The organism is Ramlibacter cellulosilyticus (assembly GCF_014297465.1).
Lineage (GTDB): Bacteria > Pseudomonadota > Gammaproteobacteria > Burkholderiales > Burkholderiaceae_C > Ramlibacter > Ramlibacter cellulosilyticus.
The window spans coordinates 62,734-88,695 of sequence record NZ_JACORT010000017.1; the positions used below are offsets into that span (position 1 = coordinate 62,734).

Consider the following 25,962-nt stretch of genomic DNA (forward strand, 5'->3'; position numbering starts at 1 on the left):
CTGCGCGCAACCCAGCCTACGAACGGCCGGCCCGTAGGCTGGGTTGCGCGCAGCGCACCCCAGCTCCCCTCCCCCCGTAGGCTGGGTTGCGCGAAGCGCACCCCAGCTCCCCTCCCCCCGTAGGCTGGGTTGCGCGAAGCGCACCCCAGCTCCCCCCACCCCTTCCAATTTCCCCAAGCACTTGCTTGCCGTAATTCCGGCGCTCTGCTACCGTGCGCGGCATGCACGCCGCCCCGGCCCGTCCCACCGCGCCCGCGAAGCGCCCGCGCGGGCGTCCGCGCAAGACGGTGGACGAGCGCGACGACGGCAACCGGCGGCGCGCGCTGATCGTCGGCGCGGCACGCCTGTTCCGGCGCAAGGGGTTCGACGGCACCAGCACGCGTGACATCGCTGCGGCCGCCGGCATGCAGAGCGGCTCGCCCTTCTACCACTTCCGCAGCAAGCAGGCGCTGCTCTTCGCCGTCATGGAGGAGGGCATGCGCCACGCCGTGGAGCGCCAGCGCGAGGCGATCGCGGCGGCGGGCATGGAGCAGCTCCCGCCGCCCGAGCAGCTGCGCCTGCTCGTGCGCCACCACTTCCAGGTGCTGCTCGGCCCCGGCAGCGACTTCATTCCCGTGATGCTGTACGAGGCCCGATCGGTCTCTCCGCGGCAGCGCACGTCCCTCGCGCAGCTGCAAGGCGAGTACGAGCAGGCCTGGATCCCCGTGCTGGAGGCGCTGCATGCTGCCGGCCGGCTGCAGGCCGACGTCAAGCTGGCCCGCCTCCTGATCTTCGGCGCGCTGAACTGGTCGGTGCAGTGGTTCGACCGCCGCAAGGGTGCGACGCTCGACGAACTCACGGCCGCCGCGCTGGCCCTTTTCATCGGAGAACGCGCATGAGCGGCCCTTATCGTTCGGTGTTCGCACCGGGTCTCTTCCGCGGCCAGGTGGTCGTCGTCACCGGCGGCGGCTCCGGCATCGGCCGTTGCACCGCGCATGAGCTCGCGTCGCTCGGCGCGCACGTCGTGCTGATCGGCCGCAAGGTGGAAAAGCTGCACGACGTGGCCGGCGAGATCGTCGGCGACGGCGGCCGCTGCAGCTTCCACGCCTGCGACATCCGCGAGGAGGCGGCGGTGCAGGACGTGGTGCAGGCCATCGTGGTGGCGCACGGGCGCATCCACGGCCTCGTGAACAACGCCGGCGGCCAGTTCATCTCGCCCGTGGAGAAGATCAGCGCCAAGGGCTGGGACGCCGTCGTCGCGAGCAACCTCACGGGCGGCTTCCTCATGGCGCGCGAGTGCTACCTGCAATCCATGCAGGAGCACGGCGGCGCCATCGTCAACATCGTGGCGGACATGTGGGGCTCCATGCCGGGCATGGCGCACAGCGGCGCGGCGCGCGCGGGAATGGTCAGCTTCACGGAGACGGCGGCGCTGGAGTGGGCGAGGAGCGGCGTGCGCGTGAATGCGGTGGCGCCGGGCTACATCGCGTCCAGCGGCATGGACCACTATCCGCCCGAGGCGGCGGACATGTTGCGCGAGATGCGCTCCACCGTCCCGGCAGGTCGCTTCGGCATGGAAGCGGAGACGTCGGCCGGCATCGTGTTCCTGCTGTCGCCCGCCGCGTCCTTCGTGAGCGGCAGCGTGCTGCGCATCGACGGCGCGCGGCCGCAGGTGCGCCTCGGCTGGGGCCAGGTCGCCGCGCCCGCCGAGGCGCAGCAGCGCGATGCCGTGAAGCCCTTCGACGGCTTCCACCGCGCCACGGTGCCGAAGGTGCTCCGCTGATGCACTTCTCCTCCACCTGGAACCCGGAATCGGCCGTCGCGCAGCAGCGGCGCGAGGCGATGCTGGCGCGCGTCCGCGCGTTGCGGGCGCTGGAGCAGCGCGCCGCCGACCGTTCCGCGGAAGCGCGCGCGGTGTTCGAGAAGCGCGGGCAACTGCTGCCGCGCGAACGCGTCGGGCTGCTGCTCGACCCGGGCGAGCCTTTCCTGCCGCTGTGCACGCTCGCCGGTTACCTGCAGGACACCAAGGAGGCGGAGGCGTCGATCCCCGGCGGCGGCATGGTCGCCGGCATCGGCTTCGTGCGTGGCGTGCGCTGCATGGTCGTGGCGAGCGACTCCGGCATCGATGCCGGCGCGATCCAGCCCATGGGGCTGGACAAGATCCTGCGGCTGCAGGAGATCGCGCTGCTGCACAAGCTGCCTTTCCTGCACCTGGTGGAAAGCGCCGGCGCCAACCTGATGCGCTACCGGGTCGAAGGCTTCGTGCAGGGCGGCGCGCTGTTCCGCAACCTCGCGCGGCTTTCGGCGGCGGGCATTCCGGTGATCACCGTGCAGCACGGGTCGGGCACCGCGGGTGGTGCCTACATGCCGGGGCTGAGCGACATCGTGATCATGGTGCGCGGCCGCTCGCGTGCGTTCCTGGCCGGGCCGCCGCTGCTGAAGGCGGCGACGGGCGAGGTGGCCACCGAGGAGGAGCTCGGGGGCGCGGAGATGCACACGAGCGTGTCCGGACTGGGCGAGTACCTCGCGGAAGACGACCGGCAGGCGCTGGGGATGGCGCGGGAGCTTGTCGCCTCGCTGGGGTGGAAGCAGCAGCGGGCGAAATTGGAATCTGACCCCCATTCGGAAGACCTGGTCACGCTGATGCCTGCCAACCTGCGCGAACCCGTGGACATGCGCGAGGTGATGGTGCGCCTGGTGGACCAGGGAACGCTGCTGGAATTCAAGTCCGCGTACGGCGCCGCGACGGTGTGCGCGCAAGGCAGGATCGGCGGGCATGCCGTCGGCTTCGTGAGCAACAACGGACCCATCGACGTCGCCGGTGCCAACAAGGCCACGCACTTCATCCAGTGGATGTGCCAGCTCGGCCACCCCATCGTGTACCTGCAGAACACCACCGGCTACATGGTGGGCAGGGACAGCGAGCAGGCCGGCATGATCAAGCACGGCAGCAAGATGATCCAGGCGGTGACCAGCGCCACCGTGCCGCAGGTCACGATCCAGTGCGGCGCCTCCTTCGGCGCCGGCAACTACGGGATGTGCGGGCGCGCCTATGCGCCGCGCTTCCTTTTCAGCTGGCCCAGCGCCCGCACTGCCGTGATGGGCGGCGAGCAGGCGGCGCGCACCATGCAGATCGTCACCGAGGCGGCGCTCGCGCGCAAAGGGCAGGTGCCGGACCCGGCGCAGGCGCAGGCGCAGTTCGACAAGATCGTCGGCGTGTTCGAGCAGCAGGCGGACGCCTTCCACACCTCGGGCCTGCTGCTCGACGACGGCGTGATCGACCCGCGCGACACGCGGGCGGTGCTCGCCTTCTGCCTGGACACCATCGCCGAGGGGGCGGCGCGCGAGCTGCGTCCCGTGCAGTTCGGCGTCGCCCGCATGTGAGGAGAGACGGATGCACTACAGCCACGAGCACCTCGAGATCCAGAAGACGCTGAAGCGCTTCATCGCCGAGGAGATCAATCCGCACGTGGACGAGTGGGAAGAGGCGGAGATCTTCCCGGCGCACGAGGTGTTCAAGCGGCTGGGGCAGCTCGGGCTGCTGGGGCTCACCAAACCGGAGGCCTATGGCGGCGCGGGGCTGGATTACTCCTATTCGGTGGCCATGGCGGAGGCGCTGGGGCACATCGAATGCGGTGGCGTGCCGATGGCCATCGGCGTGCAGACGGACATGGCCACGCCGGCGCTGGCGCGCTTCGGCAGCGAGGAACTCAAGCGCGAGTTCCTGGCGCCTGCGATCGCCGGAGAGATGGTGAGCTGCATCGGCGTGAGCGAGCCGGGCGCCGGCAGCGACGTGTCCGGCGTGAAGACCCGCGCGCGCAAGGACGGCGACGACTACGTGATCACCGGCCAGAAGATGTGGATCACCAACAGCCTGCAGGCCGACTGGATGTGCATGCTGGTGAACACTGGCGAGGGCCCGGTGCACAGGAACAAGAGCCTCGTGATCGTGCCGATGCGCGAGAACGGCAAGCTGCGCCCCGGCATCGAGGTGGCGCGCAAGATCCGCAAGATCGGCATGAACAGCTCCGACACGGGGCTGATCTGGTTCGACGAGGTGCGCGTGCCGCAGCGCTACCGCATCGGCGAGGAGGGGCAGGGCTTCATCTACCAGATGCAGCAGTTCCAGGAAGAGCGCCTGTGGGCGGCGGCGAGCTGCCTGCAGTCGCTCACCAACTGCATCCAGTGGACCATCGAATGGGCGCAGGAGCGCAAGCTGTTCGGTGCCAGCCTGGCCGACCAGCAATGGGTGCAGTTCAAGCTGGCGGAGTGCAAGACGGAAGTGGAGGCGCTGCGCGCGCTGACCTACCGCGCCTGCGACCTCTACGTGCAGGGACAGGACGTGCTGGAGCTCGCGTCCATGGCCAAGCTGAAGGCGGGCCGCCTGAACCGCATCGTGCCCGACACCTGCCTGCAGTTCTGGGGCGGCATGGGCTTCACCTGGGAGAACAAGGTCTCGCGCATGTACCGGGACGGGCGGCTCGCGTCGATCGGGGGCGGGGCCGACGAGGTCATGTTGCAGATCCTGGCCAGGATCATGGGGATCGCCAAGCGCCCCGGCGCTGCCTGAGATGAAGATCAAGAGGCTGCTGGTCGCGAACCGGGGAGAGATCGCCCGCCGCATCTTCCGCACGGCGCATCGCCTCGGCGTGGAGACCGTCGCGGTGTACTCGCAGGCCGACGCGCAGGCCTTGCACGTGCGCGAGGCCATGGCTTCCGCGCCGCTCGGAGGCAGCGCGCCGGCGGACTCCTACCTGCGCATCGACAAGCTGGTGTCCGCCGCGCGCAGCACCGGCGCCGACGCGGTGCATCCCGGCTACGGCTTCCTCAGCGAGAACGCGGAGTTCGCGCAGGCCGTGGAGGATGCGGGGCTCACCTGGATCGGGCCGCCAGCCGGGGCAATCCGCACGCTGGGCAACAAGTCGCGTGCGAGAGAGCTCGCGCTCGCACGCGGCATCCCTTGCCTGCCCGGCTACCAGGGCGAGGACCAGTCGGACGAGCGCCTGCTGCACGAGGCGGAGGCGATCGGCTTCCCGCTGATGGTGAAGGCGGCCGCGGGCGGCGGCGGGCGCGGCATGCGGCTGGTGACGGAGGCGTCGCAACTGCGCGCGGCGCTGCAGGGCGCGCGTTCGGAGGCGCAGTCCGCGTTCGGCAACGGCGACCTGCTGCTGGAGAAGGCGCTGCTCGCGCCGCGGCACGTGGAGGTGCAGGTCTTCGCCGACATGCACGGCCACTGCATCCACCTGGGCGAGCGCGATTGCTCCGTGCAGCGGCGCCACCAGAAGATCATCGAGGAGACGCCGAGTCCGGCGGTCGACGCCCAGTTGCGGGAAGCCATGGGGCAGTGCGCGATCGATCTCGCGAGCGCGGCGGGCTATGTGGGTGCGGGAACCGTCGAATTCCTGCTCGATGAGCAGGCCGGCTTCTGGCTGATGGAGATGAACACGCGCCTGCAGGTGGAGCACCCGGTGACCGAGATGGTCACGGGGCTCGATCTCGTGGAGTGGCAGATGCGCATCGCCTGCGGCGAGCGGCTGCCGGCGCGCCAGGAAGACCTGCGCTTCCATGGCCATGCGATCGAGGTGCGCCTGTGCGCGGAAGACGAGAACTTCACGCCGCACGCGGGCACGGTGCTGCACTTCGCGCCGCCGGTGGCCGTGGAGCGCCGCGGCATGGGCCTGCGCTTCGACCACGCCTTGCATGCCGGGCTGCAGGTGCCGCCCTGGTACGACTCGCTGCTGGGCAAGCTGGTGGCGCATGCGCCGACGCGCGCCGAAGCGATCGCGAAGCTGGCGTCGGCGCTCGATCGACTGGAGGTGCTGGGGCTGCCGACGAACCGGCGTTTCCTCGCGGCCTGCCTGCGGCATTCGGTGTTCCGCAGCGGCGAGGCCCGGATCCCTTTCCTGTCGGAGCACGGCGATACCCTCCGCCGCCAGCTGGAGCAGGAGGAGTTCGGCGTGGCTGCGGAGGCCGCGTTTTCCGCGGTGCTGCCGCAAGGCGCCGCGGGCGCGCTCGCGTCGCCGTTCGACCGACCGCTGCGCATCGCGCATCGCGGCGCGCTGTTCGACGTGCCGGTGTGCGAGGCGGAGGGTGTCGCCGGCGCGCAGGCGCGGGTGGTGGAGATTCCCGGCGGTGGCTGGCACGTGCAGGTGGGCGTGGTCGATCTCTTCCTGCGCGACGCTTCGTTCGACCCGCCCTTGCCGGAAGGTGGCGGGACGGGCGACGGCGAGCTGCGCGTTCCCTTCAACGGCAAGGTCGTCGCGGTGCATGCGCAGCCGGGCGACGCGGTGCGCAAGGGGGACACGCTGGTCGTGATCGAGTCGATGAAGCTCGAACACGCGCTGGCCGCCACGCGCGACGGCGTCGTTCGCAGCCTCCACGTGCAGGCCGGCCAGCAGGTCGCGCCCGCGCAGCTGCTGGTGACCGTGGCCGAGGCGCAGGCGTGAACGCGGAGCTGCGCGAGGACGTCGCGGCGCTGGAGGACACCGTCCGGCGCTTCACGCTGGAGCGCATCGTGCCGAACGTGGAGCGCTGGGAGGAGGCGGGCGAGGTGCCGCGCAGCCTGCACCGCGAGGCCGCGGCGCTCGGCCTGCTGGGCATGGGCTACCCGGAGGCGCTGGGCGGCACGCCGGCGCCTTACGCGCTGCGCAATGCCTTGTCCGTCGCGATGAGCCGCCATGGCGGCAGCGGCGGCGTGATGGCGGCGCTCTTCTCCCACAACATCGCCTTGCCCCCGCTGCTGCGGCATGGCAGCGAGGCATTGCAGCGCGAGGTGATCCCGCCCGTGCTGCGCGGCGAGCAGGTCGCCGCGCTTGCGATCACGGAGCCGGGCGGCGGATCGGACGTGGCGGCGCTGTGCACGCTCGCCAGGCGCGAAGGCGACGAATACGTCATCGACGGCGAGAAGACCTTCATCACCTCGGGCGTGCGCGCGGACTGGATCACGGTCGCGGTCCGTACGGGAGAGCCGGGCACGCGCGGGTCCGGCGGAATTTCCATGCTCGTGGTGCCGGGTGACGCCCGCGGCCTGGAGCGCACGCGGCTGGCCAAGATGGGGTGGCATGCGAGCGACACGGGCCAGCTCCGCTTCGATGCCGTGCGCGTCCCCGCCCGCTACCTCGTGGGCGAAGAAGGCGCGGGCTTCCGCATGATCATGGGCAACTTCAACGGCGAGCGCCTCGCGATGTCCGCGATGGCGCTCGGCTTCGCCGAAGCGTGCTTCGACGAGGCGCTCGCCTGGGCGCGCGAACGCCGCACCTTCGGCACGGCCCTGGTCGAGAAGCAGGTGATCCGCCACAAGCTGGTGGACATGCAGATGCGCATCCACTCCACGCGTGCGTGGCTGGACGCCGTGACGGCGCTCGCGGACGAAGGGGAAATTGGAATCTGACCCCAATTTGGTGGGGCAGGTGTGCACGTTGAAGAACCACAGCACGCAGGCCATGCAGTTCTGCGCGGACGCGGCGGTGCAGGTGCTCGGCGGCATGGGCTTCATGCGCGGGACGAAGAGCGAGCGGATCTACCGCGAGGTGAAGGTGATGATGATCGGGGGCGGCGCCGAGGAGATCATGAAGGACCTCGCGGCCCGACAATGGGGACTATGACGCGCCACCCACCTGCCATCCCGCCGCAGTTCGAGGACGAGTTCATCACCGGCCTGCGGGCGATCTTCGAGGAGAAGATCGTGTTCAACAGCGTGCTGGGGCTGCAGGTCGTGGAGCTGCGGCCGGAGCGCGTGGTCGGCCGCATCGCGATGAAGCCGGAGCTGGTGGGGCACTACAGCTTCAACCGGCTGCATGGCGGCGTGATCAGCGCGGGGCTCGATGCGATGGGCGGGCTCGCCGTGATGGCGGCCATCGGCGCGCGGCACATGGACGAAGCGCCGGTGCAGCGGCTGCACCGCTTCGGCAAGCTGGGAACGATCGACCTGCGGATCGACTACCTGCGCCCGGCGATCGGGGACGCCTTCGAGCTGCGCGCCGAAGTGCTGCGCCTGGGCTCGCGCGTGGCGAGCACGCGCATGGAGTTCCTCGGTTCCGAAGGCCGCCTGCTGTCCACGGGCGCCGGCGCGTACATCATCTCCTGAACGCGCTGCGGACGCGGCCGCGCGGGAGCGCCGAAGTCGATGGGCGTGCCCTCCCGGCAGGCATTCGCTTCGGCACGCAGCGCCAGCACCTTGGCCCGCATCGCCGCGTCGGGCGGCGCGCCCCGTCCCAACAGATGCTGCAGGTCGGCACGGAGCAGTTCGATTTCGGCCGCGCATGCCGCGGCGTGCGCCTCCCGCCAGCGGGCAAGCGCGCGGGTCTGCGAGCGCAGCAGCAGCTTTTCGTCGATCGTCATGGACGAGCGCACCATCCCGCGCGCCATGTCGCGTTGCTGTAGGACGAAAGCTTGAGCGCATGGAGGACAGTCCTACGATGGGGCAGCTGGACGCTGGGCGCGCATGTCAAGATGGCGCCCTTTCGCGCGGTCAGGGGACCGTGCAGCAGAGGACATCCATGACGACAAGGCACGCCGGCGACATCGCTGTCGTCGGCCTGGGGGTGATGGGGATCAACCTGGCGCGCAACCTCGCGCGCCACGGGTTCACCGTCATCGGTTTCGACCTCGACGAAGGCAAGCGCGCGCAGTTCGAGCGCGGTGACGGGGAGGGCGGCCGCCAGCAGGCCGCCGTCTCGCTGCGGCAGATGCTGGACCGACTGGCGTCGCCGCGCCGCATCCTGCTGATGGTGCCCGCGGGCGCCGCCGTGGACGCGGTGATCGACGACCTGCGCCCGCTGCTCGCGCCCGGCGACGTGATCGTCGACGGCGGCAACACGCGCTACACGGACACGCAGCGCCGCATGGCATCGCTCACCGGCACCGGCATCCTCTACGTGGGCGCCGGCGTGAGCGGCGGGGAGCAGGGCGCGCTGCTCGGCCCCTCGATCATGCCGGGCGGTGACCCGCAGGCCTGGCCGGTGGTGCAGCCCGTGCTGCAGGCGATCGCCGCGCGCGCCCCGGACGGCACGCCGTGCTGCGCCTGGATGGGCGGCGGGGCTTCCGGCCACTTCGTGAAGATGGTGCACAACGGCATCGAGTACGCCGACATGCAGCTGATCTGCGAGGCGTATGCGCTGATGCGCGAGCTGCTCGGGCTCTCCGTGCCGGCCGCCGGCGAGGTGTTCGCCGAGTGGAACCGCGGCGAACTCGAAAGCTACCTCACCGCCATCACGGCGGACATCCTCTCGCGCGTCGACGGCGAGTCGGGCCAGCCGCTGGTGGACCTGATCCTCGACACCGCGGAACAGAAAGGCACCGGCAAGTGGGCCACGCAGGCGGCCCTGGACCTCGGCGTCGCTGCTCCCACGATGGGCGAAGCGGTGTTCGCGCGTGCGCTCAGCGCGGCGAAACCGCTGCGCGTGCAGGCGGCGCAGGTGCTGCCGGGGCCGCAAGGTGCGCCCGCGGCCGCGCCGCAGCTGGTGGAGTCGCTGCGCGTGGCGCTCCTCGGGGCGCGGCTGTGCGCGTACGCGCAGGGCTTCCAGCTGCTGGCCGCGGCCGATGCGGAGTACCAGTGGAGCCTGCCGATGGCCGACATCGCTTCGGTGTGGCGCGCCGGTTGCATCATCCGCGCGCGGCTGCTGGAAGACATCCGCGCCGCTTTCGCCGCGGAGCACGTGCCTGCGAACCTGCTGCTCGCGCCGGCCCTCGCGCCCACGGTGGCGCGTTGCCAGCAGGCGATGCGCGAGGTGCTGTCGGCGGCCGTCATGCGCGGCGTGCCCGCGCCGGCCTTCGCGAGCGCGCTCGCCTACTACGACGGCCTGCGCAGCGCGCGCCTGCCGGCGAACCTGCTGCAGGCCCAGCGCGACTACTTCGGCGCCCACCGCTACCAGCGCGTGGACCGCCCCGGCAGCTTCCACACGGAGTGGACGACGTAGGGGTGCAGCCTTCGGCTGCGCACCCTAAGATTTCTCGAACTGCAGCGAGGGGTTCTCCTGCTCGAACTTCTGCAGCTGCGCCTCGGCCTCGTCGAGGCCCAGGTTGTGGCGGTGGCGCAGGCGGTCGAGGAAGTTCTCGCGGTGCTGCAGGCCGTGGTGGACGTCCTCTTCGGTCAGGAGCGCCCATTCGGTGCGGATGCGGACGATCAGGTCGGGAGTGCCGGCGTTCATGTGCTTCTCCATCTACGCGGGGGCCCTTGCACTCTAGGGCCGCCGGCGGCGCGCCCCTTGACGAGGATCAAGCGCCCTTGGCCGCCTTGACCACCGCGCGCGAAAGCTGCCCGAAGTGGCGCAGGGCGGCGTCGCTCAGCTCCACCTGCTTGCGGCGGGCGTCCTCGGTGTCCGCGAGCACGATCCAGCCCTTCTCGCGCATGGACTTCAGGCGGCCGTGGATGGTGGCGGGGGCGCCGAGTTCGTCCTTCGCCATCATGTCGCGCACGGACAGGCGCTCGCCGGCGCGCGTGGCGCGCGCCACCCAGGCGAGGATGCGTTCCTCGAGGGGATCGAGCGGGGGCAGGGAAGGCAGGCCGCGGATCGCGTCGGCCAGCTGCAGGAAGCGCAGGTAGACCTCCGCGCCGCCCCGGACCTTGTTGTTGGAACTCTCGCGTCTCACCGGCCCATTGTGCTCTAAAAGAGACGGTTGTCGGCTGCTGTACCATGGGCGGAACCATGGTCCGCCCGACGTCGTGAGCCTCGCGCAGTGCCGCCTGCAGGCGCTGATGGTGCTCGCCACCATCCTGCTGTTCAGCGCCATGCTGGCCCTGAACGAGTGGCTGTTCCGCTGGCTCGAGTTCGCGCCGGGCATCAACTTCGTCTACCTCCCCGCCGGCATGCGGCTGCTGTGCACGCTGCTGTTCGCCGAGGCCGGCGCCGTGGGCCTGCTGGCCGTCTCCTGGGCGGTCAGCTTCCTCCTGTTCTTCCCGGGCCAGTTCGAACGCCCCTTCGTGGGCGGGATCATCGCCGCCGCGGCGCCTTATTCGGTGTACCGGCTGGCCCGCTGGCGTTACGGCCTGCACGCCTCGCTGGCCAACCTGACGGCGCCCCGGCTGCTGGTGCTGGTGTTCGCTTACTCCGTCGCCAGCCCGCTGCTGCACCACCTCTACTTCGCGTGGGCGGGGCAGGACGCGCTGCTCCGCAGCTTCCTCGCCATGTTCGTGGGCGACCTCGCCGGGACCCTGCTGGTCATCTACGGCATCAAGGCGCTGCTGTCCCTCGTGCCGGCTCCCATACTCCGAACGGGGGTTTGACGGCCGGGCTGCGCCGCCGCTAGCCTCGGACGTTTCGTTCTGGAATCTGATCCGAATGCGGTTGGCGGCGCGGTGTCACGGCGAGCAGGTGTGCAGGCAGGACCTCCATTGCCAGGGGTGCCGTGCCGCCCTGGCGTCCCCGTCTTCCCAGGCGCTCACCCTGCAGCCGGGGATCCCGGTGCGCCGCTACGGCACGGTGCCGCCGCTGGACGACGAGCCGGCGTGGGTGGTGGAGCCCCTGGCGAGCGGCGAGGCGCCTCGCACCATCGCGGAATACGGCGGCACCGCGGTGCTGCTGGCCGCGGCGGCGGCGGCCGCCGTGGCGGGCTGGCTGCTCTACGCACACTGAGCCGGCGGAACCCTGCACGCTATCCGGCCCTTGCGAGAAGGGCTGCCACCGCCTCACGGCTCTGTCTCCCCAGCTCCAGCACGTCGAGGTTCGGCACGCGCCCGTCGCGCACCACTTCCTTGCCCGCGACGAACAGGTAGCGCAGGTCCGCAGTCCCGCCGCTGGCGACCGGCCCGATCGCCGGATCGTGCAGGCCGAAGTAGCGCGGATCGCGGTCGAGGCCGTACACCGAGAAGTCCGCGGCCTTGCCGACTTCCAGCGTGCCGACCGCGTCCAGCCCCAGTACATCCGCCCCGCCGGCCGAACCCCAGCGCACGACGTCTTCCACCGTCACGCCGGCCGCATCGCCTTCGCCCCGGCCACCGCGGCAATGCGCCACCGCCTCGTAGCCGCCGCGTGCGCGCGCCATGAGCCAGGCGGCATGCGTCTCCGAGATCATGTCGGCCGCTTCGTTGGAGGCCGCGCCGTCGACGCCGATGGAGATCTTCGCGCCGGCCGCTTCCAGTGCGCGCACGGGGGCGATGCCGCTGCCCAGGCGGCCATTGCTTTGCGGGCAGTGCGCGATGCCGGTGCGGGTCTTGCCGAGGGTGGCGATCTCGTCCTCGTCCAGCTTCACCAGGTGGGCGAACCAGACGTCGTCGCCGAGCCAGCCGATCGTTTCGCAGAACTCCACCGGCTTCATCCCGTGCTTGTCCCACACGCTGTCGTGGTAGTGCACGGTTTCGGAGAGGTGCGAGTGCAGCTTCAGCCCCAGGTCGCGCGCCACGCGTGCCGTCTCGCGCATCTCCTCGGGCAGCATGGAATGTGGCGGCGTGGTGGGCGCCATCACCACGCGCTGCATCGCGTCGGGCGACGGGTCGTGGTATTCCTTCGCGAGGCGGCGCATGTCGGCCAGGAAGCCCTCCAGCGTCTCCGGGCGCGAAGGCGGCGACAGGTCCTTCGTCTCCAGCCGCGTCTGCGTGCCGCCGCCGCGGCACAACACGAAGCGCAGGCCCAGCTTGCGCGCTTCCTCGAACAGGATCGCGGACGTGTCGTACGGCATGTCCGGGAAGTAGTGGTAGTTGTGGTCCGCCACCGTGCCGCAGCCGGAGAGCGCGAGCTCCAGCAGGCCGATGCGCGCGGCCAGGCGGAAGTCGTTCTCCGTCATCAGCGGGCGCAGGCGCATCGGCGTGGCCGCGAGCCAGGGCGTGAGCGTGGCGTTCAGGCCCACGGCGTCGCCCTTCAGCAGCGACTGGAACAGGTGGTGGTGCGTGTTGACCCAGGACGGATAGATCGCGCAGCCGCTCGCGTCGATCTGGCGCTCGCCCGGCTCGGGGGCGAGCTTGCCGATGGCGGCGATCCTGCCTTTCTTCACGCGCAGGTCGGGGCCGGCCGCGCGGGCGGCGCCGCCCTGCACGCCCGTGAGGATGGCGGTGGCATTGCGGATCAGGAGACTGCTCATGCGACGGCTTTCTGGATGGCAATGATCTTGTGGACGTTGCCCCGGTGCACTTCCTCCTCGCCGTGCGCACGCAGCAAGTCGAGCAGCTGCTTGCGGATGACGAGGCCGGGCTTGTCGGAGGCCATGTGGAACTCCACCTTGCGCGTGGTGTCGATGCACGCGTCGGCATCGGTGGCTTCGAGGATCTCGCGGTCCTCGGTGGTGATGGCCTGGTCCCAGCCGACCAGCTCCTGCGTGCTGCAGTCCGCCTCGCTGTCGTTCCGGTACAGCCACTGCACGAGCATCATGCGCTCGTCGTCGATGGGCGTCGCGCAGTTGTAGATGATGTGCGCGCGGCCGCTCGCCGGGTAGGTGCAGCCGAAACGGCGCGAGAACGGCAGGTAGTAGCGGTTGACCAGGTGCCGGTGCGTGACGGGTTCGTCGGTGCCGGTGACGCGGTAGCTCTCCGGCGGGTTCCGGATCGGCACCAGGGTCTCGGCCTCGAAGCCGTAGTCGGTCTCGGTGAACCGGTAAGGCGCCGGTTTCGGGTTGTCGATCATCCCGAAGTTGGCCTTGTGCACGAAGGAGAAGTGTGAGTTGTCGAAGGAGTTCTCCATCATGCGCAGCGGGCTCGTCTTCCACTCCTCGTAGAACTGGAAGATGCGGCGGAAGCCCGGCGCGCCGTCTTCCGGGAAGTGCGGGATGGGGCGCAGCGGGTCCTCCAGCGCGACCCAGACGTAGCCGTACTTCTCCTGCGCGCGGTAGGCGGGCACCTTCGCGTTGGCGGGGATGGCGAGGTCGGGTTGCTGCGGGATCTTCACGCAGGCGCCGGTGCAGTCGTACGTCCAGCCGTGGTAGCCGCAGACGATGGTGCCGTTCTCGACGAAGCCGCGCGAGAGCTTCGCCGTGCGGTGGCAGCAGCGGTCCGCGACGGCCGCGGGCGTGCCGTCGGCCTGCTTCCAGAGCACGATGTCCTCCCCCATCAGGCGGAAGGGCCTGGGCCCGTCGTCCAGGAAGGACATGGGCATCAGCGCGTACCAGAAGCGGCGCAGGACTTTCTGTCGGGTGGTCAGCATGTGGCGTCCTCCTGCACGGGGTGGATCCGCGTCCAGCCGTGCACTTCGTGTTCTCCGTGGTCCTTCAGCAGCGCGAGCAGGCGCTTGCGCATCAGCATGCCGGGGCGGTCGCTCGCCATGCCGGCTTCGTCGCGGCGGCTCACGTCCACCGGCGCGTCCGGGTCCACGCCGCCGTCGAGGACGCATTTGTCCTCCAGCACCACGCGCGTGTCCCAGTCGTTGAGGAGGGCCGCGGGGCAGTCCTCCTCGGTGTCATTGCGATACAGCCACTGGATCACCTGGATGCGGCCGTCGTCGACCGGCGTGGCGCAGGTGTAGATCGTGTGGCGGATGCCGCTCGGGTAGGCCAGCCCCAGCTTGCGCAGGAAAGGCAGGTGCCACTGGTTGGAGAAGGTCCGCGTGGTGACGGGATCCGTGGTGCCCGTGATCCGGTGCGAGTCCGGCGGGTTGTTGATCTCCAGCACCACGCGCGCCTCGAAGCCGTAGTCCGTCTCGTCCAGTGCGAAGTGCTTCGGCTTCGGCTGGTCGCCCTGCCCGAAGGTGCCCGCGTGCACGAACGCGAAGTGGGCCGTGTCGAAGGAGTTCTCCATCAGCCGCAGCGCGCCCGTCTGCCAGGTCTCGTCGAACTGGTGAATGCGGCGGTGGCCGAGCTTCTCTTCCTGCGCTTCGAGCAAGGGCATCAGCGGGTCGTCCAGGGCGACCCACGCGTAGCCGAATCGCTCCGCGCAGTGGTACGCGGGAACGCGCGCACCCGGCGGGATGGCGAGGCCCGGCTGCTGCGGGATCTTCACGCAGGCGCCCGTGCAGTCGTACTGCCAGCCGTGGTAGCCGCAGGCGAGGTTGTCGCCGTCCACGAAGCCCCTGGAGAGCTTCGCGGTGCGGTGACAGCAGCGGTCGCGAACCGCCGCCGGCGTGCCGTCGGCCTTCTTCCACAGCACGATGTCCTCGCCCAGCAGCGTGAAGGGCTGCGGCCCGGCGTCCAGTTTCGTCATCGGCATCACGGCGTACCAGAAGCGCCGCAACACCGGTTGCTTCGTGACGAGCATGGCTCAGGCCTCCCGCCGAGCCGCCTCAAGGGAGGCCTGCGCCCCCCCGGGGGGCAGTGAACGGATGTGAACGTGGGGGCTCATTGACTCGCCTTGAGGGCCTTGACGAACTCCAGCGTGTACGCCTGCTGCCAGGCGGGGTTCGGCTTGAGGAGGCCGTTGGAGACCATCAGCTCGTACGTCTGCTTCCAGCGCGCGTCGGTCATGACGCCCGGGCCCATCTTCGCGGCATCGCCACCATCGAAGAACCTGAAGGCCTTCATCTGCTTGACGCCGAACGCCAGCGTGGCGTCGTCCATCTTCGGGTTGTCCTTCTTGATCAGCTCGTTGCCGGGCGCCGGGTTGGCCAGGTAGGAGCGCCATCCTTCCAGCGTCGCCTTGACGAAGCGCTGCACGAGTTCGGGCCTGTCCCTGGCCGTCTTCTGCATCGTCACGATCGTGTTGCCGTAGGGCGGGTAGCCGTCATCGGCGAACAGGAAGAAGTGGACCTTGTGGCCCTGCTGCTCCGCGGTGAAGGGCTCGGAGCCGGGGAAGCCCTGCTGCGCCGTGTTGGCGTCCGCGAAGAAGGGCTGCAGGTTGAAGGTGTAAGGGCGGGTCTGTTCGTCCTTGAGGTTGTACTTCTTCTGCAGCCACGGCCACCAGCTGGTGCGGCCGGACGAGGCCACGAGGATGGTCTTGCCCTGGAGTTCGGCGAGGCTCCTGACGTCGGCGTGCGTCATGAGACCTTGCGGATCCTTCTGGAACACGGCGGCGACGGTGGTGGAGGGAATGCCGGATTCGAGGCCGGACAGCACCTGGAAGTCCTTGCCCATGATGAAGTCGGCCTGGCCCGCGGCGAGCACCTGCATCAGGTTGACCTGCGGGCCGCCCATCCTGATGGTGACGTCGAGCCCGGCCTTCCTGTAGATGCCGGTGGCCACGGCCTGGTAGTAGCCGCCGTGTTCGGCCTGCGCGTACCAGGACGTGAGGAAGGTGACCTTGTCCTGGGCGTGGGCCGCGAAGGTGGCGGCGACGAGGGCGAGGGCGGTGAGTGCGGATTTCATCGGATTCTCCGGGGGTGGGTTGGAAAATCAGAGCAATGACCCGCGGCTTGCGCCGTTGCCAGCTTCTACTCTGTGGGTTCTTCTTTGCTGGGGTGCGCTTCGCGCAACCCAGCCTACGGGACCGGCTGGTTTTCGTAGGCTGGGTTGCGCGAAGCGCACCCCAGCAACGTCATTTCAAGTGGATCGTCGCCTCCACTTCGATCAACGCCGCATCCGAAGGCATGAACCGTGCCACTTCCACCACCGTGCTCGCCGGCGGCTGCGTGGGATAGAACAGGCCGCGGACGCGGTTGTAGAACGGGTAATGGCGCAGGTCGCGGAAGTACTGCACCAGCTTCACCGCCTGCTCCATGGGCGCACCGTGCTCGTGCGCGAGCTGGCGGATGCGCTCCAGCACGAACCAGCTCTGGGCGACGATGGGCGCTTCGTAGAGGTCGACGGTCATCTGGCCGGTGTCGTAGCCGATCGTCTTCAGCAGCGAGCGGGCTTCCTGCGGCAGCTCCTCGTACGACGACACGATCGCCTTGCGCACCGGATCGACCGCCACCACGCCGCTCACGAACAGGAAGTCACCCGCCCGCCGCGCCGCGGCGTAGTGGGCCATGGGCTGGCCCATGCTCATTGCCAGGCGCGGGTCTTGCCCGGGTTGAGGAGGTTCAGGGGATCGAAGCGGCGCTTGACGTCGGTGTACGCCTGCGGCAGGTCGCCGCCGGCCTTGCCGTCCTCCACGATGAAGACGTGCGGGTCGTTGATGCGCACGCCGTTGTCGCGGTAGACCTGCATGATCTCCTGCAGCCGCTCCTCGGTCGTGAACTTCACGATCTGCAGCGCCGTGCAGGTGACCTTGCCTTCGATGTTGCGGATGAACTCGGCGTGCATCAGCACCTCGTCGCCGAGCAGCTTCTCCATGCGCTTTACCTGCTCCAGGTGCTCCCCGGCCACGAAGGCGCTCTGCAGGTAGGTGATGTTCCTGTCCGACTTGAACGCGACCAGCGTCGTGTGGTTCCAGGTGTATTCCAGCAGCGTGCGGTGCGTGCGGGCGATCTCCTCCGCCTCCTTGCGGTAGGTGACCTGCCCGCCGTGCACCCCGGCCAGCTCCATCATGGCCAGCTCGCTCACCGGCGCGATGGCGAGGATGAAGGCGTGCCTGTTCGCGGGAAGGTACTCCGCCAGCGGCTTCAGGTAGGGCGTGACCGCGGAGGAGAGGAAGCCGACTTCGCGCTTCGCGATGCCCGTGGTGGAGGCGATGGCGTTGCCGAACTCCAGGGCGGCGTCGAAGCCGTTGAAGACGACCAGGTACTCGTTCCAGTCCTGCGCGGGCGCGAGCGCCAGCTCGATCTCCAGCACGAGGCCGTTGGTGCCCCACAGGTGGTGCATCAGCAGCGCCTCGGCGCCGCGCAGCTCCACGACCTGCGGCTCCTCCTCGATCGTGATCGCCTTGATGCCGAGGATGTTGCCGCGCGAGGCGAGCGGCCCGTAGTTGATGGAGCCGATGCCGCCGAAGCCGCCGCCGAACAGGCCGCCCAGGGTGGCGCTGCGGTAGGTGGAGGGCATGCAGCGCAGCTCCATGCCGTTGCCTGCACGCACCTGCTTTTCCAGGTCCCACAGCCGCATGCCGGCCTGCGCGCGCGCGGCGCCGCCCTTGCACCACAGGAACTGGTTGAAGGCGCTCATGTCCAGCACCACGCCGCCTTGCAGCGGAACGGACTGGCCGTAGTTGCCGGTGCCGGCGCCGCGGATGGTGAGGGGAACGCGCAGCTTCGCGCACAGCGCCACCAGGCGCTTGACCTCGTCTTCCGTGCGCGGACGCACCACGGCGTCGGCGAACTTGCCGGCCAGCTGGCGCTTGAGCACCGGGCTGAACCAGGAGAAGTCCTGGGACAGGCGCTGGATGCGCGGCGTTTCCTTGACCCAGTCGAGGTCCGGGAGGGCGACCTGTAATTGCTCGATCGTCGAAAGAGGGGCGTTCATGTCGTGGGGTCAGTCGCGGGAGAGTTCGCTGGCGTGCCAGGAGCCGAGGGCGAGCTTCGACAGCCATGCCATCAGCACGAAGAGCGCCACACCGGTGAGCGAGATCAGCAGCAGCGCCGCGAACATGCGGGGGATGTTCAGCTGGTAACCCGCGAACAGGATCTGGTACGCCAGCCCCGTGCTGCTGCCGCCCGTGCCCGCGACGAACTCCGCCACCACGGCGCCGATCAGCGCCAGGCCGCTGGAGATGCGCAGGCCGCCGAAGAAGTAGGGCAGGGCGGACGGCACGCGCAGGCGGAACAGCATCTGCAGCCGGTTCGCGCGGTTCATCGCGAAGTAGCTTTGCAGGTCGGGGTCGATGCTGCGCAGGCCCAGCGTGGTGTTGCTGATGATGGGGAACAGCGCGACCAGCGTGGCGCAGATCACCAGCGAGGCCGTCGGGTTCTTCACCCAGATGATGATCAGCGGCGCCACGGCCACGATCGGCGTCACCTGCAGCAGCACGGCGTACGGGAAGAGCGCCGTCTCCACCAGCCGGCTCTGCACGAACACGAAGGAGATGAGCACCCCGACCACCACCGCGGTGAGGAAGGAGAACAGCGTGATCTTCAGCGTGAAGAGCAGCGCCAGCCCCAGCGCCTGCCAGTCGGTGACCAGCGTCTGCAGCATGAGGATGGGCGAAGGGACCAGGTAGGGCGGCAGCTTGAAGCCCGTGACGATGCCTTGCCAGAGGGTGAGCAGGACGATCGCGACGATCGACGGGTAGAGGATCCTGGCGACATGCGGCTTCACGACAGGGCCTCCTCGTCGTTCTGCTTCGAGGCACGCAGCAGGCTGTCCTGCAGGTGCTTCGCATACCGGGCGAAGCGCGGGGTGACCATGAAGTCCGGCGTGCGGGGATAGGGCTCGTCGATGACGACCTCCTCCACGATGCGGCCCGGGCGGGCGGCCATCATGATGACGCGGTTCGACAGGAAGACGGCTTCGTGGATGGAATGCGTGACGAAGACCACCGTGAGCTTCTTCTCGCGCCAGAGATGCAGCAGGTCGGCGTCCAGCTTGTGGCGGGTGATCTCGTCCAGCGCGCCAAAGGGCTCGTCCATCAGCAGCAGGTTGGGCTGCACCACGAGCGAGCGGGCGATGGACACGCGCATCTGCATGCCGCCGGAGAGGTTGCGCGGCAAGGCCTTGGCGAACTTCGCCAGCCCCACCAGGGCCAGCGCGTCGGCGACACGCCCGTCTGCGTCGGAGCGCGGCACGCCCGCCAGGTCCAGCGGCAGGCGCACGTTGGCCTCCACGCTGGCCCACGGCATGAGCGTGGGCGCCTGGAAGACGAATGCCATCTTCTTGCCCGCCTCGTCCAGCTGCGCCACGGGCTTGCGCCACAGGAGCAGCCGGCCGTCCGTGGGCTCCAGCAGCCCGGCGACCATCTTCAGCAGCGTGCTCTTGCCGCAGCCGGAGGGACCCAGCAGCGTGACGAACTCGCCCTCCGGGATGGTGAGGTCGACCGGCTGCAGCGCGATGGTGCCGTTGGGGTAGGTCTTGTGCGCGGACAGGACCTCGATGGCAGGTGCCGCCCCCGGATCGAGTCCGGGGCAGGCTCTGCGCAGCACCTCGGCGGGCTCTCGGATCACGGCATCACCTTCAGGTCCTTGACGAACGAGAAGTCGTACGCCTCGCTCACCTTGACCTTGTCGGCCTCGATCAGCTTGTTGTCCACCAGGAACTTGTAGTTCGTGGCGATGCGCTGCTCGTTCATCATGCCGATGCCCAGTTTCGGCGCGTCCAGGCCGGTGACGATGCCCATCTCCTTGAGCTTGGCCACGCTGTACGCGAGCTGCTCGTCGGTCATGTTCGGGTTGTCCTTCTTGATCAGCGCGTTGCCCGGCGCGGGATCGGCGAGGTAGGACTTCCAGCCTTCCATGGTTCCCTTCACGAAGGCGGCGACCACCTTGCTGCGGTCCTTGGTCGTGGACTCCATGCAGGACACGGTGGTGGCGTACGACGTCCAGCCCTTGTCGGCGAACAGGTGCGCCTTGGCCTTGACGCCGGCCTTCTGGATCGCGAAGGGCTCGGAGCTGAGGTAGCCCTGCTGCACCGCGTTCTTGTCCGCGACGAAGGGCTGGATGTTGAAGGTGTACGGGCGCGTCTGCGCGTCGGTGAAGCCGTACTTCTGCTTCAGCCACAGCCAGTAGCCACGCTGCGCGGACGGCGCGATGAGGATGGTCTTGTCCTTCATCTGCTCGAAGCCGTCGACGTCCTCGTGCGAGATGAGGACCTGCGGGTCCTTCTGGAAGATGGCCGCGACGGTGACGACGGGCAGGCCGCCCGAGCGCGCGATCATCATCTGCAGGTCGCTGGAGCCCATGATGCAGTCGGCCTGCCCGGCGGCCATGAGCTGCAGGATGTTGACCTGCGGGCCGCCCATCTTGACGGTGACGTCCAGCCCGTACTTCTTGTAGATGCCCGTGGCCACGGCCTGGTAGAAGCCGCCATGCTCGGCCTGCGCGTACCAGTTGGTCATGTAGGTGAACTTGTCCTGGGCCTGCGCGCCGAGGGCGAAGGCGAGGCCGGCGGCGGCGAGGAGGGAGCGGGAGAGCAGCGATTGCATGGGGAGGCCTCTCATGGGGAAAGCGGTTGCGGTGCGAAGGTGTTGCAAGTTGCGCGCCGTGCGCGTGTTCAGTGCGTGCCGCCTTCGACGTGCCCGCGCTGGTGCACGTGGCCCCAGGACGGCACATCGCGCACCACCCATTGCATGCGGAACAGATCGGTGATGGCCTCGACCCAGCTGTCGGAGAGCGTGTCCAGGATCTCCTCGCCCTGCTCGCGCGTGGCGCCGTTCGGGTCGCCGATGACGCCGCTCGGGCCGAAGTCCCGCGCTGTCCAGGCGCAGGCCGGGCGGCCATCCTTCGACAGCAGCTTCGACGGGAACACCGGCGGGAAGTTGGCGACGGCGCGCTCCATGTGCACGGTGTCGGGCGCGAGCGCGAGCATCAGTGCGGTCTCGGAGTGGCCCGCGTGCATGGCCTGGTTACGTTCCTGGTCGGAGATGAACTTGCCGGACGCATTGGGCAGGCGGGAGACGTGGAAAGGCACGATGACGAAGTCGCCGTGGCGCAGGCGCAGCTCGCGCGCGGCCATCTCCAGCACCTGCGGCTGGCCGCCGTGGCCGTTGGCGAGCAGCAGCTTGCGGAAGCCCGCGCGGTACACCGACTCGCCGATCTCCGTGACGACGGCCAGCAGCGTGGGGCCGGTGAGCGTCATGGTGCCGGGGAAGTGCAGGTGCTCGTCGGACTTGCCGTAGGTGATGGGCGCCAGGCCGAAGGCGCGCACGTCGGCGGGCAGCTTCTCCAGCGCCTTGCCCAGCACGCCCGAGGCGATCACGCTGTCGACGGAACAGGGCAGGTGCGGGCCGTGCTGCTCGATGGCGCCGACGGGCAGCACGATCACCGTGTTCTCGCGGTCCGGGAGCGCGTCGATCTCCGTCCAGCTCAGGTAAGGCAGGAAGCGGTGCGGGGGAATGTAGCCGTGCATCATGGGGAAGGGCTTTCGCAAGGTTCAGGCGAAGCGCGCCATCGCCTCGCCCACGCGCTGCTTGAAGCGCGCGAGGCGCGACGCGGTCGCGACGTTCATGTGGTAGCAGGCGTGGTAGTCGGCGCGGGCGCGGTTGCCGGTGAGCCGCTTGAGGTAGCGCGTGACGATGCGCCGTGGCGGATTGCCCATGTACCAGGCCATCCAGCGCGGGCGGCCGTACGTGACGACGGCGGCGATGCGCTGCACGTGCGTGAGCATCGGCTTGACGTTGGCCGGGTCGCTGATGTCGAAGGCCACGCCGGGCATGAACAGCCGGTCGAAGAAGCCCTTGAGCATGGCGGGCAGGCCGAAGCACCAGGTGGGGAAGCAGAAGACCAGCGCATCGGCCTTCTGCAGCCGATCGACGTAGCTCGCCATGGTCGCGCGGTTGGCGGGCACGTCGTGATAGCCCAGCCGCTCCTCCCGCGACATCACGGGGTTGAAGCCTTCCGCATAGAGGTCGCAGTCGTCGACCGTATGGCCGGCGGCGCGCAGGTTGCGCAGGACTTCCTGGTGCAGCGCCGAGGCGAAGCTGGTCTCGACGGGGTGGCAGTAGACGACGAGGACGTGCATTGGTGCGCGCTCAGTGGGCGTGCACCGGAATGGCGCGGAGGGTGAAGGGGGCGAGGGCGAAAGTTTTCAACGCGTGACCAGGCAATACGACTGCTTGGTCAGGTTGAGCAAGGGGTGTGCCAGTCCTTCTCTCCCTCTCCCTCTCCCTCTCCCTCTGGGAGAGGGTTGGGGTGAGGGCAGGCACGGCGCCAGCTAAACCCCTGCCATCACATCGAGCGGACTCCTCGTCCCGCCCGCAGCCACCTTCAGCACGTGCGTGTAGATCATCGTCGTGCTCACGTCGCTGTGCCCCAGCAGCTCCTGCACGGTGCGGATGTCCGTGCCGGCCTGGAGCAGGTGGGTCGCGAAACTGTGGCGCAGGGTGTGGGCCGAGACGCGTTTGGCGATGTGGGTGGCGGCCGCGGCTTTCCTGAGCGCGCGATGCAATCGTTCGTCGTGCAGGTGGTGCCGCCGGACGACGCCTGTGCGCGGGTCGGTGGACAGCGCCGCTGCGGGGAAGACCCAGAACCAGCCCCAGTGCTGGCCGAGGCTGGGGTACTTTCTCTCGAGCGCGTGCGGTACCTCCACGCCCGCGTAGCCGGTGCGCAGGTCGGCTTCGTACATGCTGTGGGCGATGGCGAGCTGCGTGCGCAAGTCCTTCTGCAGCGAGCGCGGCAGCATCACCACGCGGTCCTTGTTGCCCTTGGCCTCGCGGACGATGATCGCGTTGCGCTCGAACTCCACGTCCTTCACGCGCAGGCGCAAGGCCTCCAGCAGCCGCATGCCGGTGCCATAGAGGAGGCGGGCCACGAGTTGCAGGTCGCCTTCGAGCGCTGCCAGGAGGAGGGCGATTTCGTCGTGCGTGAGCACGCTCGGTAGCCGCCGCGCGTAGCGCGGGCGGTCGAGATCCTGCAGCCAGGGGAGGTCCAGGCCCAGGACTTCGCGATAGAGGAACAGCAGGGCGCTGAGGGCCTGGCTGTGCGTGGACGACGATGCCCCGCGCTCGGTCGCCAGCATGGTGAGGAACGCCTGCACGTGCGAAGCGCCCATGTCGCGCGGATGCTTCATGCCGTGCCAGCGGACGAAGAAGCGGACCCAGTACACGTACGCCTCTTCGGTGCGAACGCTATAGTGCCTGTAGCGAGCCTGCTCCCGGACCTGGTCGAGGAGACGAGGGGCTGGCGGGGCGGATTGCGCACTGGGGGGCACGGGTATGTGTACTGTATTTGGATACAGTATATGCGCGGAGTGTCAGAGCGCAAGAGGGCTGGGGGAGGGTCTGGGTGGGAAACCCTCCGATGGCAGCCAACTTAGGGCTCGGTCTTATGGCGCGCTCTTAGGGCGCAGCAGGAGGAGGGGGAGCTGTGTGCGATAAGAGCGTCGGGAATGTGAAGGAACCTGGGGGCTGCGGAATGGATGTCGCCGAGGGAAATCAATCACTTGCCGTGCGCTTCTCAGACCTGTTTGAGCTCGGGCGAGCGATAAGAGGGGTGGGGGTGCGGGCGAAATTACGTTAGATTTCACAGCAACCTAGCGCTCATGCCAGCGGTCGATATCCAGCACTTTGACTCTGCGGACGCGTTCCTGCATGCACTCCGACGATCAAACGATGTTTGGTGGACTGAAGGCGGGACCGTTTCGCCCTGGATCTTTCGCGGTATAGGGGATGCAGGCCGCTGGAAGCTGCTCCCCTCCGCGTGGCGCGGAGATCAGAGTAGGCTCGCTCCTCTGATCGCGCGGGTCGTTTCTTGTGGTCTTCACGTCCCGCAGGAAGCGTCGATGGACGCAACAGTTCGGTACTACTATGAGTGCCAAGCCGCCGAACTCGAGGCGCTATACCAGTTTGCGCACTTGGCAAACAGCGCAGGATTCTCGGTGGATCGTGATGCGCTGCAGCCGCACCAGAGCCCACTGCTTGCCGGCCGCGCGCATGCATTTCGAGGCGAAGGCAGAAATCCGGACATTGAGCTTCTCGCTCTCGCTCAGCATCACGGGATTCCAACTCGTCTTCTTGATTGGTCGGAAAACCCGGCGATTGCCGCCTTCTTCGCGGCCTCTCCTTTGTGGCGACAGGAGCCTTCTGCTGGCATCTGCGTTTGGGCTCTGGACACCTCGTACCTGCAGACGGACTACGGAGGGCTGCAGCGGTTTGGACCGTTCGGCGTCCTTGTTCATCGCGTTCCGCGTGGGAGCAATCCGTACCTTCACTCGCAAGGTGGCGTGCTCACGGAACTGCTCGGACCGGAGAAGCACTTCCTTAAGCACCGCACGTGGCCATCACTGGAAGAAGTCTTTGCCGAAGTCAAGACGGGAGTACCAATCCTGATTGGCCACGTCCTCGAACCTTCGGAGGTTCCGCGACTCGCTCAGCTTCTTGACCGCGAAGGTATCAACCACTCCGTGCTCATGCCGTCACTAGACAATGTTGCAACCACTGTCGTGCGGCGGTGGGAGGTGCGCCGGTGAAATCTAACAGAACGGTCGACTCGGACACGTTGCGGCAAGGCGCCGCGAGGCGCCGTTGGCTATCCTGCACCTCGCGGCGCCTTGCCGCAACGTGCCGGTCACCTTCACGTTAGAGCGCATGAACTCCCTCCCAAAGTTTCCACCTGAGGTTCATCGTTACGTCGCGGCCGCATTTGCTAAAGCCAATCGCCGATGCTGCGAGAAGATTGCGCGCATGCCGAACTGCTCTGAGCCGTCTCTCGACATGACCTTCGTGGAGCAACTATCGCAGTACGCCGGCCCGCGAGTCGTGGCTCCAGGGTGGGCTGTCCGAATAGATGTCCACTACCTTGGTGGGCTAAGGCACTTTTACGGTTGGGAGATAGCTGACATCGGGGTAATGGTGTTCGCGAAGCAGAGTCAATCGCTCGTTGCGAAAAAGGTTGCCTTGCTCCAGTCTAAGCGGCTGTACCCGGACAACGGAGTAGTGAACGAAGAATCGCCCGAAGACTATCGCATCGGCCTTGGGAACCTTCTTCCGAGCCAATCCGCCAAGTCGCTTGCGTTGACCCACACGTTCAAGTTCACGGCGGACTCCAAGTACCGAGCGCTGAAGGTGGGGGATCATCAGTATCAAGCGATCGAGAAGTATGAGGAAGAGAACGACTTGGACGTGCACTACCTGCTCTACAACCCGTGGAAGGTGCCGTCCTCGTACACTTTCCCAGTGCAAGGAAGCATTGCCCTCGGGCCTAAAGGGAATGGTGGGTGTCGTGTGGTTCGTGCCGACGCTTTGCGTAAGGCGCTCAGCACCCAAGCCAACGGGTACTCTCCCTCTTTCAAGGACATCGCAGGCGCATTCAAGTCTCAGCCACCTGGAGACGCTGGCTGGCGGGTGGAGAACTTCATTTCCAATTTGCTTCTGAAGTGCAAGGAAGGGACTCTCTTCGAGAGCCTCGACCAGGAGAACATCTTCAATTTGTTCAATCGGAGAAGCGGTCCAATCGCCGCTGCGGTAGCGGTTACCGTGGAGCAGTTCGAGGGCCGGTGAATGCGCCCTAACTGGTCGGTCGACTCGGACACGTTGCGGCAAGGGGCCGCACAGTGCCGTTGTAAATCCTGCACCGTGCGGCCCCTTGCCGCAACGTGCCGGTCACCTTCACGTTAGACGGCATGAACACCTACCATCGGTACAAGGAGCTCGGAAGGCCGCTTGAGTACTTGGCGGAGTGTTGGGCTCGCGGCTGGTCATCTGACCCAGTGGAGAAGGAGCAGTACGACTGG

General features: G+C 68.3%; 25 protein-coding genes and 1 pseudogene. 12 read left to right on the forward strand and 14 right to left on the reverse strand.

What is annotated here, in order from left to right:
- The first annotated feature begins 221 nt into the window (after window positions 1-221).
- From H8N03_RS25650 to gnd, 8 genes and pseudogenes are all read left to right on the forward strand, one after another.
- On the forward strand, window positions 222-878 hold the full coding sequence (locus tag H8N03_RS25650; RefSeq protein WP_187079091.1) for a TetR/AcrR family transcriptional regulator: 657 nt from the start codon (window positions 222-224) through the stop codon (window positions 876-878).
- Window positions 875-1,762: an SDR family oxidoreductase gene (locus H8N03_RS25655; RefSeq protein WP_187079092.1), complete on the forward strand. Its 888-nt coding sequence runs from the start codon at window positions 875-877 to the stop codon at window positions 1,760-1,762. Before H8N03_RS25650 ends, H8N03_RS25655 begins: the two co-directional genes overlap by 4 nt.
- Window positions 1,762-3,363, forward strand: a complete 1,602-nt coding sequence (locus H8N03_RS25660; protein ID WP_187079093.1) for an acyl-CoA carboxylase subunit beta — start codon at window positions 1,762-1,764, stop codon at window positions 3,361-3,363. The genes H8N03_RS25655 and H8N03_RS25660 overlap by 1 nt, the downstream gene beginning before the upstream one ends.
- A 10-nt stretch (window positions 3,364-3,373) precedes the next feature.
- Window positions 3,374-4,549 carry an acyl-CoA dehydrogenase family protein gene (locus H8N03_RS25665; protein ID WP_187079094.1) on the forward strand — a complete coding sequence of 392 codons (1,176 nt, stop codon included), beginning with the start codon at window positions 3,374-3,376 and terminating at the stop codon, window positions 4,547-4,549.
- A gap of 7 nt (window positions 4,550-4,556) precedes the next feature.
- Entirely contained in the window at window positions 4,557-6,425 is a 1,869-nt protein-coding gene (locus H8N03_RS25670; RefSeq protein WP_187079117.1) for an ATP-binding protein, read from the forward strand.
- Window positions 6,422-7,583, forward strand: a pseudogene (locus tag H8N03_RS25675) (acyl-CoA dehydrogenase family protein). Before H8N03_RS25670 ends, H8N03_RS25675 begins: the two are co-directional and overlap by 4 nt.
- Window positions 7,580-8,065, forward strand: a complete 486-nt coding sequence (locus H8N03_RS25680) for a thioesterase family protein (RefSeq protein ID WP_187079095.1) — start codon at window positions 7,580-7,582, stop codon at window positions 8,063-8,065. The pseudogene H8N03_RS25675 and the gene H8N03_RS25680 overlap by 4 nt, the downstream one beginning before the upstream one ends.
- Before the next feature lie 412 nt (window positions 8,066-8,477).
- Window positions 8,478-9,896, forward strand: a complete 1,419-nt coding sequence (gene gnd, locus H8N03_RS25685) for an NADP-dependent phosphogluconate dehydrogenase (RefSeq protein WP_187079096.1) — start codon at window positions 8,478-8,480, stop codon at window positions 9,894-9,896.
- 24 nt (window positions 9,897-9,920) lie between these two features.
- Here the strand turns inward: gnd and H8N03_RS25690 are convergent, their stop codons facing one another.
- Together H8N03_RS25690 and H8N03_RS25695 are read right to left on the reverse strand one after the other, a co-directional pair.
- The gene (locus tag H8N03_RS25690; protein WP_187079097.1) at window positions 9,921-10,127 is read right to left on the reverse strand and encodes a hypothetical protein; all 207 of its coding nucleotides are present in this window, start codon (window positions 10,125-10,127) and stop codon (window positions 9,921-9,923) included.
- Window positions 10,128-10,194: 67 nt separating this feature from the next.
- Window positions 10,195-10,569 (reverse strand): winged helix-turn-helix domain-containing protein, encoded by a 375-nt coding sequence (locus H8N03_RS25695; RefSeq protein WP_187079098.1) that lies wholly within the window; start codon window positions 10,567-10,569, stop codon window positions 10,195-10,197.
- 73 nt (window positions 10,570-10,642) lie between these two features.
- Between H8N03_RS25695 and H8N03_RS25700 the strand changes: the two genes are divergently transcribed.
- Window positions 10,643-11,203 carry a hypothetical protein gene (locus H8N03_RS25700; RefSeq protein ID WP_354005182.1) on the forward strand — a complete coding sequence of 187 codons (561 nt, stop codon included), beginning with the start codon at window positions 10,643-10,645 and terminating at the stop codon, window positions 11,201-11,203.
- Window positions 11,204-11,291: 88 nt separating this feature from the next.
- Entirely contained in the window at window positions 11,292-11,552 is a 261-nt protein-coding gene (locus H8N03_RS25705) for a hypothetical protein (protein ID WP_187079099.1), read from the forward strand.
- Window positions 11,553-11,571: 19 nt separating this feature from the next.
- Here the strand turns inward: H8N03_RS25705 and H8N03_RS25710 are convergent, their stop codons facing one another.
- The 12 genes from H8N03_RS25710 to H8N03_RS25765 form a co-directional block, all read right to left on the reverse strand.
- The gene (locus H8N03_RS25710) at window positions 11,572-12,993 is read right to left on the reverse strand and encodes an amidohydrolase family protein (RefSeq protein WP_187079100.1); all 1,422 of its coding nucleotides are present in this window, start codon (window positions 12,991-12,993) and stop codon (window positions 11,572-11,574) included.
- Window positions 12,990-14,048 (reverse strand): aromatic ring-hydroxylating dioxygenase subunit alpha, encoded by a 1,059-nt coding sequence (locus tag H8N03_RS25715; RefSeq protein WP_187079101.1) that lies wholly within the window; start codon window positions 14,046-14,048, stop codon window positions 12,990-12,992. Before H8N03_RS25715 ends, H8N03_RS25710 begins: the two co-directional genes overlap by 4 nt.
- Entirely contained in the window at window positions 14,042-15,094 is a 1,053-nt protein-coding gene (locus tag H8N03_RS25720; RefSeq protein ID WP_187079102.1) for an aromatic ring-hydroxylating dioxygenase subunit alpha, read from the reverse strand. The genes H8N03_RS25715 and H8N03_RS25720 overlap by 7 nt, the downstream gene beginning before the upstream one ends.
- A gap of 80 nt (window positions 15,095-15,174) precedes the next feature.
- Window positions 15,175-16,137 carry an ABC transporter substrate-binding protein gene (locus H8N03_RS25725; RefSeq protein WP_187079103.1) on the reverse strand — a complete coding sequence of 321 codons (963 nt, stop codon included), beginning with the start codon at window positions 16,135-16,137 and terminating at the stop codon, window positions 15,175-15,177.
- A gap of 169 nt (window positions 16,138-16,306) precedes the next feature.
- Complete coding sequence (locus H8N03_RS25730; protein ID WP_187079104.1) at window positions 16,307-16,759, reverse strand: RidA family protein; 453 nt, start codon at window positions 16,757-16,759, stop codon at window positions 16,307-16,309.
- Complete coding sequence (locus H8N03_RS25735; RefSeq protein WP_187079105.1) at window positions 16,756-18,108, reverse strand: FAD-binding oxidoreductase; 1,353 nt, start codon at window positions 18,106-18,108, stop codon at window positions 16,756-16,758. Before H8N03_RS25735 ends, H8N03_RS25730 begins: the two co-directional genes overlap by 4 nt.
- 9 nt (window positions 18,109-18,117) lie before the next feature.
- Window positions 18,118-18,900: an ABC transporter permease gene (locus H8N03_RS25740; protein ID WP_187079106.1), complete on the reverse strand. Its 783-nt coding sequence runs from the start codon at window positions 18,898-18,900 to the stop codon at window positions 18,118-18,120.
- Window positions 18,897-19,739, reverse strand: a complete 843-nt coding sequence (locus H8N03_RS25745) for an ABC transporter ATP-binding protein (RefSeq protein ID WP_354005183.1) — start codon at window positions 19,737-19,739, stop codon at window positions 18,897-18,899. The genes H8N03_RS25740 and H8N03_RS25745 overlap by 4 nt, the downstream gene beginning before the upstream one ends.
- Window positions 19,739-20,719 (reverse strand): ABC transporter substrate-binding protein, encoded by a 981-nt coding sequence (locus tag H8N03_RS25750; RefSeq protein WP_187079107.1) that lies wholly within the window; start codon window positions 20,717-20,719, stop codon window positions 19,739-19,741. Before H8N03_RS25750 ends, H8N03_RS25745 begins: the two co-directional genes overlap by 1 nt.
- A 68-nt stretch (window positions 20,720-20,787) precedes the next feature.
- Entirely contained in the window at window positions 20,788-21,645 is an 858-nt protein-coding gene (locus tag H8N03_RS25755; RefSeq protein WP_187079120.1) for a creatininase family protein, read from the reverse strand.
- Between the two features lie 21 nt (window positions 21,646-21,666).
- Window positions 21,667-22,254 carry an NAD(P)H-dependent oxidoreductase gene (locus H8N03_RS25760; protein ID WP_187079108.1) on the reverse strand — a complete coding sequence of 196 codons (588 nt, stop codon included), beginning with the start codon at window positions 22,252-22,254 and terminating at the stop codon, window positions 21,667-21,669.
- Between the two features lie 192 nt (window positions 22,255-22,446).
- Window positions 22,447-23,442, reverse strand: coding sequence for an integron integrase (locus H8N03_RS25765; RefSeq protein ID WP_187079109.1), 996 nt, complete (start codon window positions 23,440-23,442; stop codon window positions 22,447-22,449).
- Between the two features lie 330 nt (window positions 23,443-23,772).
- Between H8N03_RS25765 and H8N03_RS25770 the strand changes: the two genes are divergently transcribed.
- Entirely contained in the window at window positions 23,773-24,699 is a 927-nt protein-coding gene (locus H8N03_RS25770) for an FRG domain-containing protein (RefSeq protein ID WP_187079110.1), read from the forward strand.
- Window positions 24,700-24,943: 244 nt separating this feature from the next.
- Window positions 24,944-25,729, forward strand: a complete 786-nt coding sequence (locus H8N03_RS25775) for a hypothetical protein (protein WP_187079111.1) — start codon at window positions 24,944-24,946, stop codon at window positions 25,727-25,729.
- Window positions 25,730-25,962 lie beyond the last annotated feature (233 nt).